Consider the following 13,351-nt stretch of genomic DNA (forward strand, 5'->3'; position numbering starts at 1 on the left):
GGCCGCCGGTCCCCCTGAGGGGAGCCGGCGGCCGCCGTCGTGATCGTGGTGATCGGGTCAGTCGAGGGTCTCGACGACGCCGACCGCCTGGGCCACGCCGGTCAGGGTGGCGGCGATGCGCACGGCCTCCCAGACCTGCTCGGTGCTCAGGCCCTCGCCGCGCACCGTGGCCTCGTGGGCGGTCACGCACTTCTCGCAGCCGTTGATGGTGGACACGGCCAGGCTCCACAGCTCGAAGTCGACCTTGTCCACACCGCCGGAGGTGCTGATGATGTTCATGCGCAGGCCCATGCGCTCGTTCTCGTAGGCCGAGCCCAGGAAGTGGCGCGTGCGGTAGGCGACGTTGTTCATCGCCATGATGGAGGCGGCGCCCAGGGCGGCGTTGATGGCCTCCTCGGACAGGTGGGTGCGGGCGTCCTCCATGACCTGGACCAGCACGGACTCGTTGCGGGTCGCGGCGGCCGCGGCCACGAAGGTGCCCCACTGCTGCTGCTCGGTCAGCGAGGAGGAGCGGGACAGGGTGGACAGGTTCAGGGAGAGGTCCTTGGCCCACTCGGGCAGGGCGGAGCGCAGGTTGTCGATGCTCATGTGTTCTCGTTTCGTCGTCGTGGAGATGGCGAGGTCAGGGGCTGGGGCGGGGCCCGTCAGCCCATCTGGCCCAGGGCGTCGATGGTGGCGGCGCCGGCCTGCCAGTTGCAGGCGCACAGCTCGTCGGACTGGAGGGCGTCGAGCTGGCGCAGGATCTCCTCGGTGTTGCGGCCCACGGAGTCGGCGGTCACGGAGACCGACTGGATGACGTTGTGGGGGTCGATGATGAAGGTGGCGCGGTCGGCCTCACCGGTGGCGCGCTTGATGCCCAGGGCCTCGGTGAGCTCGCGGTTGAGGTCGCTGGCCATGGGGAAGGGCAGGTCCTGGAGCTTGTCGTGGCTGCGGCGCCAGGCGTAGTGGGTGTACTCGTTGTCCACCGAGACGCCCACGACCTCGCAGTCGCGGTCCTTGAAGTCCTGGTAGAGGTCGCCGAAGGCGGCGATCTCGGTGGGGCACACGAAGGTGAAGTCCTTGGGCCAGAAGAAGACGACGCGCCAGGTGCCGGCGGGGACCTGCGAGGAGACGGTGGTGAAGTAGTCCTCGGGCTTGCTGGCCTCAACCTCCTTGAGGTTGCCGGGAACGACGGCGGTGAGCTCGTAGGCGGGGAACTGGTCTCCGATGGTGAGAACGGCCATGGGTGCCTCCTGAAAGATGCGAATCGCGGTGCGAGTTGGTGCGGGTCTGCGCTGGCCCGCGCCGGCCCGGGTGGGGCCGGCGCGGGGCGGCTCCGTCGGTCCAACCGTAAGGGGACAGGGTCATAGGTGCAACTAAGCCGTGTCCTATTTTTAAGAAGGTATACCTTATCTGGTGACGCTGTGGTGACGCCGTCCGATCCCGGCTGTCGGAGCCCGGCGGCTGAGTGCCTCCACCAGACAGTGCTCCCCGTCGGAATGAATCGCCGCCCGGCGGTGTTGTCACACTGTCGCCGCACGCCCGCGCAACCAGGTCAGGAGAAGCCATGAGTACTCGTCTCAGCCGGATCAGCGTCCTCGAGCAGGTCCCTCTCTTCGAGGGGGGGGACGTTCGCCGCACCCTGGAGGACCTCGTCCACCTGGGACGCGGCCTGGAGGAGTCCGGCTACCACCGCCTCTGGCTGGCCGAGCACCACAACACGGGATCCTTCCTGTCCTCGGCGCCCGACCTGCTCATGATGCACATCCTGGACGCCACCAACCGTATCCGGGTGGGCTCGGGCGGCGTCATGGCCATGCACTACGGCTCGCTCCAGATGGCCGAGCGCTTCGCCACCCTGGCCACCCTCCACCCCGGTCGCGTCGACATGGGCCTGGGCCGCGCCCCCGGCGGGGACATGCGCGCGGCCGCAGCCCTCAACCAGGGCCGCGTCATCGACCCCGACGCCATCAACACCCTCATCGAGGAGACGGTCGCCCTCCTGCGCGACGAGCTTCCCGCCACCCACCCCTACGCCTCCGTCGAGGTCCACCCCCTCCCGGCCCAGATGCCGGAGGTCTGGCTCCTGGGCTCCTCGGGGCAGTCGGCCGCCTGGGCCGGCGTCCACGACCTCAACTACGCCTACGCCCAGTTCTTCACCGGCCACCAGCAGGTCGAGATCATGAACCACTACCGCGCCCACCTCCCCGAGGGGTCCGGCCGCGGCTCCATCCACGGGGGCCAGACCCTCTCCGCCCTGTGCGTCAGCGCCGCCGCCACCCGCGAGGAGGCCCGTGAGCAGGCCCTCGTGGCCGCCGACGCCCGCTTCAGCCTGCGCACCGGCCGCCCCATGCGCTTCCGTGATCCGGCCACTCTCGATGCCGCCTACCGCGCCGAGGTCGAACGCTACCTCGAGCGCGACACCGCCATCATCGTGGGCACCTACGACGAGGTCGCCCAGGCCCTGTCCTCCTTCGCCGAGAACCACGGCACCGAGGAGGTCATGCTCATCAGCTACATCGACGACGTCGAGGTCAAGAACCACCAGTACGCCGAGCTCGCCGCCCGCCTCCTGTGAGCCGGCGGGGAGCCCAGGGCTCCCCGGCGCCCTCCCGTGCGGCGGGGCTCCGGAGATGAGCGGCGCCCCGCGTTACGGTCGGTTCCATGAGCCCCGCGAGCGCCCGGTCCGCTTCTGAGTCCTCCTCCTTCCCGCCTCCGGCGGCCACGCCCGAGCAGGCGGCGAGCCTGCGGGCGGACCTGGCCGACTCCGGCTGGGGCGTGGAGGCGGTGGCCGCCCTCCTGGGCGAGGTCGCCGACGCCGCCCTGCGCCGCGAGATCCGCCTGCCCGCCCTGCGAGCCGTGCGCGCCGCCCTGGCCGCCGGGCCCGCACCCTCACCCGTGGCCGTCCTGACCGCCCTGTTCATGCTCGGCGAGCCGGTCCCCGCCACCGCCCTCGACGCCGCCCTGCCCCGCACCGCAGCGGCAGGCGCCACCGCCATCGGCCTGGTCGGCGAGCCCGACGAGTCCGGGTGCGTCCGTGCCCTGGTCGACCTGCGCCCCCACGAGGCCGTCGACGACGCCGGCGAGGTCCGCTGGTGGGTGGCCTCCGACCTGGGCGAGCTCGTCACCGGCCGGGCCCTGGCCCCCGATCACGTCCTGGGCGTCGGCGGCGCCGGCCTCACCCTGGCGGGTCTGACCCCGCGCACGCGGGTGGGCACCGCCCTGGATCTGGGCTGCGGCTGCGGCATCCAGACCCTCTACCTGCTGCGTCACGCCGAGCACGTGGTGGCCACCGACATCTCCGCACGCGCCCTGGCCTTCACCGCCTTCAACGCGGCCCTGGCCGGCGTGAGCGTCACCGGTGCTCCAAGCGCCGGCTCCGGCCTCGACTCAGAGGCCGACGCCGCCTCCGAGTCCGGTTCCGACGCCGGCAGCCTGGAGCTCCTGCGCGGTTCCCTCCTGGAGCCGGTGGCCGGCCGACGTTTCGACCTCATCGCCTCCAACCCGCCCTTCGTCCTCACCCCGCCTGCGGTGCGCGAGGCCGGCCTGCCCCTCATGGAGTACCGCGACGCCGGCGGCCCCATCCTGCCGGGACTCGTCACCGGGCTCGGCGAGCACCTCGAGCCCGGCGCCACCGCCGTCATGCTCGGCAACTGGGAGCACCGTGGCACCGCCTCGTGGCGCGAGGTCGTGGCCGCCTGGCTCCCCGAGGGGCTCGACGCCTGGATCCTTGAGCGCGAGCTCCAGGATCCGGTGGAGTACGCCACCATGTGGCTGCGCGACGGTGGCATGACCCCCGAGCGCGACCCGGAGGCCTTCGATGCCGCCCTGGAGGCGTGGATCGACGACTTCGAGGCCCGCGACGTGCGGGGCGTCGGCTTCGGCTACCTCATCGTCCACCGTCCCCGCCGCCCCCGCGAGCCCTGGCGCCTCCTGGAGGAGGTGACCACCTCCGGACAGGGGGTCCTGGGTCCCCATATTGCCGAGGTGCTGGAGGTGCGCGAGCGGCTTGCCGGCCTCGACGACGACGCCGTCGCCGACCTGTGCCCGCTCCTGGCCCCCGATGTCACCGAGGAGCGTCACCTCATTCCGGGTGCCGCTGAGCCCACGGTCATCCTGCTGCGTCAGGGCGGAGGGCTGGGGCGTACTCTGCAGGCCTCCACGGCGGTGGCCGCCCTGGCCGGGGTGGCCGACGGCGAGCTGAGCGTCGGGCAGGTCGCCTCCGCGGTCGCCGCCCTCAGTGAGCTGAATGCGGCCGACGCTCTCGCGCTGCGCGCGGAGATGGTTGAGGCGACCCGTCATCTCCTGACCACGGGATTCCTGCGTCCAGGAAAGTGACGATGGGCAGAATGGGGATTTGAGGGAAACAAATGACGGTGAACGCCCGGTGGGTATGATTCTGATTTGAGATATTCGCGGGTATGTTGTTGTCTTTCCTCTATTGTCGTGACATCTCCGTCATCAATGAGATACAACTGAAACCCTCTCCGTGCGGCGTCATTTCAAGGGAAAGTGTCTGCGACGTGCAATGATGCGCGATCGTTGCCCCGTGAGTCGATTCTGAGGTGTTGAGGAAGAGGTCGGATGACCTACATTCCTCGGCAGTCACATTTGTCGTGCGCTCCCCGCGCACCCATCCCTCATGATCGGAATCCATCGGCATGTCCCAGTCATCACGTCGCCCGCAGTGCGGGCGTGAAGGACTACTGCGCAGATTCTTTGCAGTGGTCGGTTCTCTTGCGATCGTCCTGGTGACCATGGTGTCGCTCCCGTGGACGGCGCCTCCCGCGGACGCCTCCACCGGTGACCTCACCATTCCCCTGGGGGACACCTCGGTGCAGATCTCCTACGTGCGCACCATCGACACTGTTGATCGTGTGTACGACACGGTGAACGGGTACGGCTACAACTCCTACCCGTGGGAGTGGGCCTACACGCGTGCCTGCACCCGCTACTCGCCGGGAACCAATAACTACTGGACTAACTATGTTCGCGGCAGCTCCAATCAGTACGCGGCGGTCGGATATGGGCGCCAGACTGATGACGGCCCCTGCCCCACCACCTACCAAGGTGAGCCGGGGAGTGTGCAGACCTCGCTGGGTTTCCAGCCCTCCAACACCACGAGCGTCAAGGCTGGAAACGTCTTCCTCGTGGGGCGGATGCGCCACGTCAACAGCCCGATCTACTCCGACAACAGCTCCGTGACCAACCCCTCCCAGGGCAAGGGCACCACCTACTACGGCAGCTTCAACATCAACACCGCCCAGACGATTCAGGCCGACTTCCCGTGGAGTGAGTTCGACACGATCAACACGTGCACCGGGAAGCTCGACTCGAACGGCAAGCTCATCATTGGCGACTACGGCACTGAAAATCAGGTGGTCAGGACGCAGTACGCCTATGACCGGAACGGGAGGGTTGGCCGTTACGACGGGTCCACCTACACCTATATGTACCAGAACGGCTCCCTGGTCTGGTTCAACGGCTCCATGACCCAGGATTTCACCGACAAGATCGGACACAGCTGCGCCGACGACATCCTCGACATCATGTCCGACCGCTCCGACACCTCCTGGACGGACCCCAACACCGGTATCAAGTACAAGCTCAAGCTGTGGGGATTCGTCAACAACGGAAACAACCAGGAGTGCCGACCTGACCTGGAGAAGGCAGAGACCTCCGAGCTGGAGGAGCGCTTCATCACCCGTGAGCGAGCTGTCTCCTACGGCTGCCTCTATGGCTCCATCGAGCAGGAGCGTCCGGTGACCTTCGCCAAGGACGTCAAGGCGGATTCATCGGTTCAGGGATCGTTGACGATCCCCACCTTCAACTACGTCAACGCCTCACCGGAAGGAACCTTCGGCGCAAAGAACTGGGGGACCCCCAAGTCCCTGACCCCCACCTGGAACGCTGAGGACGTCGACCCCAAGGACTACACCCTGTTGGCTCCCAACGACGCCGCCACGGTGCAGGAGGCGGGTACCACCCCGCAGGCCGCCGTCGACCGGAACACCGGAGACGTGTGGACCACCGGCTGGTTCCTGCGTGACGTCAGCTGCACGGTGGGGAACGGCAGCGCCCCGCTGCTGCGCCGTGACGGAACCACCCGTCTGGACAAGTCCGACTCCGTGAACCTCGACCAGCGCACGATCCGCCTCGATGAGACCCAGCTGGCCGAGCGCCAGGACGAGGTCGCCGTCAAGTGCGTCTGGCACAACGAGTACGTCGTCGGCCGTGGGCGCGTCACCCTCGTCAACATCGTCGACGGCGGCAGCGCCAGGCCCGAGCAGTGGACCTTGACCGCCAAGCCCGCCACCGATGGGCTCTTCGGGCAGAAGACCATCACCGGTGCCAGCGGCACGCCCGCCGTCAGCAAGGTCTACACCGCCGGCGGCACCTACGGCCTGTCCGCGGGCAACGGCCCCGATGGGTACTCGCAGAACGGCCCCTGGGTCTGCACCAACGACGACGGCAGCAACGTGCCCGTCAGCGCGGACAACAAGTTCGTGCTCGGCGAGGGCAAGAACGTCACCTGCGTCGTGCACCAGAAGCCCCAGCAGACCCCCGTCAGCGCAGTCAAGAGCGTTGAGGGCGCCTCCGACGCCGCCACGGCCGGCTCCTACTCCCTGAGCTACACCTGCACCCCGGGCCCCGACGGCAAGGGTGCCTCCACCGGCAAGATCACAGTGGACGCCCAGGGCAATGCCGCGAACCTGCCCGCCCAGCGCGTGGGCGCCACCTGCACCGTCACCGAGGATGCTCGTGACGCCAGGGGACTCAAGCAGCCCGGAACCCCCGCCGGCGGAAGCGTCAGCTGGAAGGACCCGGCCGCCTTCAAGGTGGTCACCAACCCGGGCAACCAGGAGCGGGAGCTCGCCTCCACCGCTGTGGCCCCGACCAACGGCAACGCCGGCGGTGTCACCTTCACCGTGCCCGACTCCACGCAGGGAGCCGTGCGGATCAAGGTCGTCAACTCCGTCGTCCCGCACGCCGGTATCGACAAGACCTTCAGCAAGGTCACCAAGAGCACCGAGAAGGTCAACGGTCGCACCACCTTCGACCAGACCTACACCATCACGGTGACCAACCCCTCCGCCAAGGCGGGCCTCACCTACGACCTCAACGACGCCTGGCAGGTCCCCACCGGGGTCACCGTCCACAAGGTCAGCATCTCCGGTAGCGCCATCAACGGCACCGAGACGCCTCAGGCCGGAGTGCCCTACGTCAAGACCGGCATCTCCCTGCCCGCAGGCCAGAAGCACACCTACACGGTGGTGCTCAACGTCTCCGGTCCCGACGCCGGACTGCCCGGCATCCAGGGAACCTGCACCCCGGGCGCCGTCGGTCAGGGCAAGGCCATCTACAACAAGGCCTCGGTGACCACGAAGGGCGACGGGCAGCCCAAGGAGGCCGCGGCCTGCGGCACCCTGCCCGCCAACCCCCAGTTCAAGGCCTCCAAGACCCCGCTCGACGTGGTCCGTAACGGCGACGGCACCTTCACCTCCAGCTACACGGTGACGGTCACCAACACCTCGCTGGTCGCCAGCCCGGTGGCCGCCGACCTCACCGACACCCCGCAGATGCCCGTCGGCACCTACCTGCACAAGGTGCGGATTCTGGAGAAGGGCGTTGACGCCCAGGGCGTGACCCTCCCCGGGAGGAACGACGCCACCGGTACCTTCAACGGACCGATCACCCTCATCAAGGGGGGCACCGGCGAGAGCCTCGCCGCCGCTCCCCGGGCCGGGGCCGACGGTGGTAGCCGTACCTTCACGATGCAGATGACCTTCACCGTTCGCGAGAACACCCCGGGCTACAACGAGTCCGACTTCCAGTGCGGTCACCAGCGCGCCGACGGCAAGCCCTCCGGCCTGGTCAACACCATCGCTATGGAAGGCGACACCGACGGTGAGGGGAACAACCACGGCTGCCTGTCCACCGACGGCAAGCTGAAGTTCTCCAAGGAGGTCACCACCCAGCCCGGCAACGGCTCGACCTTCGACGTCGTCTACACCGTGAGCGTGGTCAACGAGGGATCGCTGACCGTGTCCACCGGACCGATCAACGACAAGCCCTCCTTCGCCCCCGGGCTCAACCCGACCCTGGTCAAGGTGCAGCGCGAGATGGGACCGACCCGGACGGTCGAGGCCCAGCCCGACGGCTCCTACCGCCTGTCCGACAACGAGAAGCTCTACTCGGGCCTGACGATTCGCTACACCGTCACCTTCACGGTGAAGATCGACCCGTCGGCCGCCGGATACCGCGATGAGCTGCTGGCCTGCACCACCGAGAAGGATCGCCTCGTTCCCGGCCACGGCCTGTACAACAAGGTCGTTCCTCAGGCCGGCAAGGACTCCGACACCCGGCCCGACCACGACGTGGCCTGCGCCAACGTCTCGCCCAATGCCGGCAAGCGCATCCTGTCGATTGTCAAGACCGGCAGCCAGGGGCCCCTGGATGACGCGGCCTTCGCCATCTACCCGATGGACCCCTCCACCCCGGGTGCCAAGCCCCTGACCGACGGCGTGACCTTCACCGGCGGCAAGGGAACCGGAACCTTCACCACCACGGGACTGGCCATCAACCGCGAGTACTGGCTGGTGGAGACCAAGGCTCCCGCCGGGCACCAGCTCATGGCCAAGCCGGCCCGCTTCAAGGTGACCGACACGGGCATCGAGCTCATCACCGCCACTCCCGGCGGCTCGGCCCTGACGGTCTCGCGCAGCGGGGCCAGCAAGTCCGACGACACGATCACCGTCCGAGACCTCCAGGTCGGCACCCTGCCGCTGTCCGGCGGACGCGGAATCGGTATGAACATCGCCGTCGGAATCGCGGCCATCACCGGCGCCGGCCTGCTGGCACTGCGTCAACGAAAGACTTCCTCGTTCGGGCGCTCAGCCTGATCGCGAGAAGAACCCACGACTCCGCTCCGTCGCGCGCGGGTCACCCCTTCTATCCCTCATTCATCCCAACAACACAGGAGAGAACAGCAATGCACTCCCTCAACACGCGCCGGGGCCTCGGCCTCGCCGCTGCGATGACGCTCGCCGCCGGCGCGCTCGTCGCCCCGACCGGCGCGGCGGCACCCGCTGACCCGAACGGCTCCACCATCGACCCCGACGCAGCCACCACGCTGACCGTCCACAAGTGCGAGCAGACCGACACCAACGGCGTCAAGGAGGGGACCGGTAACGAGGACCCCCAGGCCGAGTGCAAGCCCGTCTCCGACGTCGAGTTCACCATCACCAAGCTGAACGTGGACCTGACGACCTACGACGGCTGGAAGACCCTCGCGGACCTCAAGGGTGACGTGGTCAAGGCCGGTGCCCTCAAGAGCAACACCGTCCAGAAGATCACCACCGGTGCCAACGGTCTGGCCTCCTTCACCGACGCCCAGACCGAGGTCGGTGCCTACCTCGTCAGTGAGACGCGCACCCCCGACAAGGTCATCCCGGCCGAGGACTTCGTCGTCACCCTGCCGATGACTAACCCGCAGGACACCACCAAGTGGAACTACAACGTCCACGTCTACCCCAAGAACACCCTCTCCGGTGTGGACAAGCAGGTGACCGACAAGCCGGCCCCCGGCTCCGGGCGCGACATCACCTACACCATCACCACCTCCATCCCGAAGGTGGACTACCCCGGCGGTGCACGCATCAAGCGCTACGAGGTCGTTGACCGCCTCGACAAGCGCATCAACAAGGACGCCCTGACCCCGGTCGTCAAGATCGTCGGGCAGAACGAGACGACCCTGGCGAACGGCACCGACTACAACCTCATCACCGCCGAGGGCAAGGACCACAACTGGGCCACCATCCAGCTCACCGAGGAAGGCCGCCGCAAGGCCTCCGAGGCGCGCTACAACGGCAACGGTGACACCAAGATCGAGGTGACCCTGACCGCCAAGTTCGACGCCGCCGTCAACCTCGAGGGCGACCTGTCCAACACCGCGGGCCTCATCCCCAACGACAGCCCCAACTTCACCTGGGACCCGAACAACCCCGGCACCACTACGGACATCCCCGGCATCCCCACCACCCCCGTGCTCTCCAAGTACGGCAAGGTGGTTCTCACCAAGACCGGTACGGACGACCTGGCCGACAAGACCAAGTACAACGGCGCCCAGTTCCAGGTCTACGAGTGCACCAAGACCGCCAGCGGTGCCACGCTGCGTGACTCCGACCCCAGCACCCAGACCGTCGACCCGCTGACCATCGGTGGGGAGAAGACCTTCACCACCGCCGGCCAGGGCACCGTGGAGATCAACTACCTGCGTGCCAACGACTACGTCAACGGCGCGAAGAAGGACCAGCTGACCGACGAGGACTACTACTGCCTCGTGGAGACCAAGGCCCCCGAGGGCTACAACCTCCAGGCCGACCCGATCCCCTTCCGGGTCCTGGCTGAGAAGGCCGAGAAGAAGGCCGCGACCGAGGTGACCGTCACTGACGTCCCGAAGAACGCCGGCTTCCGCCTGCCGCTGACCGGTGCCAACGGCGTCATCTTCCTGACCGTCGCCGGCGCCCTGCTGGTGGCCGGTGGCGCGGTGGTCGCCTACGCCAACAAGCGCCGTCACGTTGCCAAGCACTGACAGCCCCTGGCATCCGCTGGCAGCCACTGAGGTGACCGGCCCCAGCCGGCCGTCATCACGCTGACTGCTTCCTTGTGGGGGAGGCGGGAGAACCCGTCTCCCCCACACGGGCGTCGCAGGGATCCTCCCTGCCAATCGTTAAAGCCACAACCGATCCCCACCCGTCTCTCGCAGCGAGCTCCGCAGACAACCCGACGCAGGAAGGCACGGTTCTCCGTGACAGCGCTACTCCCATCACTTCGTGACCGCATCTCCCAGTCCCGCATGAGCCAGGCCCAGGGGGAGCCCGACGGCGCGGCGGCGCAGCCCGGCCCCGACGGCCCCGCCTCGCCGGAGACCGACCCGAAGAAGGCGGCCCGCCGCAAGGTCCTGCGTGAGCGCTTCCTGACCTGGCTGCCGCTGGTCCTGGTCCTCGTCGGCGTCGCCGTCCTCCTGTACCCGGTCATGGCGACCCAGCACAACAACGACGAGCAGCAGCGCCTGGCCAAGATGTACACCGCCACCGTGAACTCGGCCGGCCCGGACACCGTCGCCAAGGAGCGCGCCTCCGCCGAGACCTACAACAACAACCTGGAGAGCGCGCCGATCCTCGACCCCTGGCTCGAGTCGCAGCGCCCCGACACCCCCCAGTACCAGGCCTACCTCCACGAGATGGACATCGACCCGGTCATGGCCCGGATCGTCATCCCCTCCATCCACGTGAGCCTGCCCATCTACCACGGCACCGACAGCCGCACCCTGACGGAGGGAGTCGGGCACCTGTTCGGCACGAGCCTGCCGATCGGCGGCCCCTCCACCCACTCGGTCCTCACCGGTCACACCGGACTGTCCACCGCGACCATGTTCGACAACCTCAACCAGCTCAAGAAGGGCGACGTCTTCTACGTCTCCTCCCTGGGGCAGACCCTCAAGTACGAGGTCAACGACATCACCGTCGTCAAGCCCGAGGAGACCGACTCCCTGCGCAAGGTCCCCGGACGCGACCTGGTCACCCTCATCACCTGCACGCCCTACGGCGTCAACTCCCACCGCCTCCTGGTCACCGGCGAGCGCGTCCCCATGGACCCCACGGCCGCAGCGGCCGAGGAGGCCAAGGCCCTGCCCGCCCCCATGCAGACCTGGATGAAGGCCATCATCGTGGCCGTCGTCATTATCCTGGCCGTCGTCGTCGGAATCCTCGTGCGCCTGTGGTGGACGCGCCGTCGCCGCTCCCGGGGTGCCGCCGGGCGAGCCGTCAAGGATTCAGCCGCCCGGGAGGCAGGCCGCGGTGACGTTCGCAGTGATGCCCTCAGTGAGGGCCGCGGTGATGACTCACCCGACGACGGTGCGCGCGAGCGCTGGCCCGGACGCCCCCTGCAGGACGTCGTCGGCTCCGCCGGGGCCGCCGGGGCAGCCGTGGCCGATGCGCAGTTCACCGATGACACCAGCGAGCTTGAGGTCATCAGCCCATCGGGTGCCGTGGGGCAGAGCGCCGGAAGTGACGTCTCCCAGGACCCGCAGGCCGCTCCCGTCGAGCAGTCGGCCCCCAGGACGGCCTCCCCCTACGGGCCGATCACCCCGGCCGCAGGCGGCCAGGGGGAGGACCCCTTCGGCGACCTGAAGGCACGTGAGTCGTGAGCAGTCCCGCACAGGAATCGCTGCTGACTTCCTATTGGTTGGTGCGTTCGAGAACCTACGATCGGCCGGTGGCCTCCTTTCAGTCGCAGTCCTCCCGCTCCCTGGGACAGCTGCGCCTGCGCGGGGGCCTGCTGGCCCTGTCCTGCCTGGCGGCGACACTCGGCCTGTGGGGGCTGTTCGTGTTCACCCACACCGGCCAGGCCCTCGACGCCATGGCCCTGGAGGGCTCGGAGATCGGCTCGCACTACGTGAGCGCCCACGCCCGCAGGCTCCTGTCGGTGGTGTCCATGCCGGCGGCCGTCGTCCTGGTGGTGACGATCCTCGTCATCGGTCTGCTGCGGCGCAGCCACCGGCGCGCGGTGTGGGCCGTCGTCGCCGTGGTCGGGGCCAACCTGACCACCCAGATCCTCAAGTACCAGTTCCTGTGGCGGCCCGACTTCAACATCACCGAGCGCTGGGACAACGCCAACACCCTGCCCTCGGGGCACACCACCATGGCGGCCTCGGCCGCGGTCGCCCTCATCCTGCTGTCCGGGCGGCGCTGGCGGCCGCTGTCGGCCTGGGCCGGGGGACTGTTCACAATCGCCATGGGCTACTCCACCCTGGTGTGCCAGTGGCACCGCCCCTCCGACGTCCTGGCCGGGATCTTCGTGCCCGTGGCCTGGGGCGCCCTCGCCGTGGCCGGCGGGGCCTGGCGCGCCCCCTGGTCCCTGCGTGAGGGGACCGGGGAGGAGAGCTCCGGTGAGGTGCCCGGGCTGACCACCGTGGGGACGATCCCGGTGACGGCCGCCGGGCCGCGCTTATGGCACCAGCTCCTCGGCAACATTCTCATGGCGGCCGCCGGCATCGTGTGCACCCTGGGGGCGCTCGGCCTGGGGTCCTGGGTGTGGTGGCACCTGGACGGCCCGGAGACGCGCTGGCAGCTCTTCGGCGCCTACGCCACCGGGTCGGTGGCCGTCGTCGGTGTCACCTGCCTGGCCCTGTCCGCGCTCGTCTCGCTGACCGACTGGGGCCGCACCCGCCGCAAGCACGAGGCCCGCCACCGCGACTGACGCCTACCCGGCGCCGTCGGATACGAGCCCCACTGAGGGAGTTCGCCGCTCACTCCACGAGGCTGGGGTGCTACTGGAGGAGGGTCGGGTGCACTTCGGGTAGGTGGGG

8 protein-coding genes are annotated in these 13,351 nt (G+C 68.6%); 6 read left to right on the forward strand and 2 right to left on the reverse strand.

Going from position 1 to position 13,351, the window contains the following annotated elements; all coding sequences use genetic code 11:
• Positions 1-57: 57 nt before the first annotated feature.
• Positions 58-588: an alkylhydroperoxidase, AhpD family gene (locus HMPREF3165_RS05115; protein WP_009405795.1), complete on the reverse strand. Its 531-nt coding sequence runs from the start codon at positions 586-588 to the stop codon at positions 58-60.
• 56 nt (positions 589-644) lie between these two features.
• Entirely contained in the window at positions 645-1,223 is a 579-nt protein-coding gene (locus HMPREF3165_RS05120; RefSeq protein ID WP_009747315.1) for a peroxiredoxin, read from the reverse strand.
• Positions 1,224-1,546: 323 nt separating this feature from the next.
• Between HMPREF3165_RS05120 and HMPREF3165_RS05125 the strand changes: the two genes are divergently transcribed.
• From HMPREF3165_RS05125 to HMPREF3165_RS05150, 6 genes are all read left to right on the forward strand, one after another.
• Positions 1,547-2,557 carry an MsnO8 family LLM class oxidoreductase gene (locus tag HMPREF3165_RS05125; RefSeq protein WP_070511320.1) on the forward strand — a complete coding sequence of 337 codons (1,011 nt, stop codon included), beginning with the start codon at positions 1,547-1,549 and terminating at the stop codon, positions 2,555-2,557.
• Between the two features lie 86 nt (positions 2,558-2,643).
• Positions 2,644-4,317 (forward strand): DUF7059 domain-containing protein, encoded by a 1,674-nt coding sequence (locus HMPREF3165_RS05130; RefSeq protein WP_070511322.1) that lies wholly within the window; start codon positions 2,644-2,646, stop codon positions 4,315-4,317.
• Between the two features lie 386 nt (positions 4,318-4,703).
• The gene (locus HMPREF3165_RS05135) at positions 4,704-8,882 is read left to right on the forward strand and encodes a SpaA isopeptide-forming pilin-related protein (protein WP_256275036.1); all 4,179 of its coding nucleotides are present in this window, start codon (positions 4,704-4,706) and stop codon (positions 8,880-8,882) included.
• 89 nt (positions 8,883-8,971) lie between these two features.
• Positions 8,972-10,573 carry a SpaH/EbpB family LPXTG-anchored major pilin gene (locus tag HMPREF3165_RS05140; RefSeq protein ID WP_070511326.1) on the forward strand — a complete coding sequence of 534 codons (1,602 nt, stop codon included), beginning with the start codon at positions 8,972-8,974 and terminating at the stop codon, positions 10,571-10,573.
• A 216-nt stretch (positions 10,574-10,789) separates the two neighbouring features.
• Positions 10,790-12,190, forward strand: a complete 1,401-nt coding sequence (locus HMPREF3165_RS05145; protein WP_070511328.1) for a class C sortase — start codon at positions 10,790-10,792, stop codon at positions 12,188-12,190.
• A gap of 68 nt (positions 12,191-12,258) precedes the next feature.
• Complete coding sequence (locus HMPREF3165_RS05150) at positions 12,259-13,242, forward strand: phosphatase PAP2 family protein (protein ID WP_070511375.1); 984 nt, start codon at positions 12,259-12,261, stop codon at positions 13,240-13,242.
• The last annotated feature ends 109 nt before the right edge of the window (positions 13,243-13,351 follow it).

It is taken from the genome of Actinomyces sp. HMSC08A09 (assembly GCF_001807465.1).
Classification (GTDB): Bacteria; Actinomycetota; Actinomycetes; order Actinomycetales; family Actinomycetaceae; genus Actinomyces; species Actinomyces oris.

Excerpts from the sequence above, each read along its gene's own strand:
- HMPREF3165_RS05115 (WP_009405795.1), bottom strand. The coding sequence starts at position 588 with ATGAGCATCGACAACCTGCGCTCCGCCCTGCCCGAGTGGGCCAAGGAC.
- HMPREF3165_RS05120 (WP_009747315.1), bottom strand. The coding sequence starts at position 1,223 with ATGGCCGTTCTCACCATCGGAGACCAGTTCCCCGCCTACGAGCTCACC.
- HMPREF3165_RS05125 (WP_070511320.1), top strand. The coding sequence starts at position 1,547 with ATGAGTACTCGTCTCAGCCGGATCAGCGTCCTCGAGCAGGTCCCTCTC.
- HMPREF3165_RS05130 (WP_070511322.1), top strand. The coding sequence starts at position 2,644 with ATGAGCCCCGCGAGCGCCCGGTCCGCTTCTGAGTCCTCCTCCTTCCCG.
- HMPREF3165_RS05140 (WP_070511326.1), top strand. The coding sequence starts at position 8,972 with ATGCACTCCCTCAACACGCGCCGGGGCCTCGGCCTCGCCGCTGCGATG.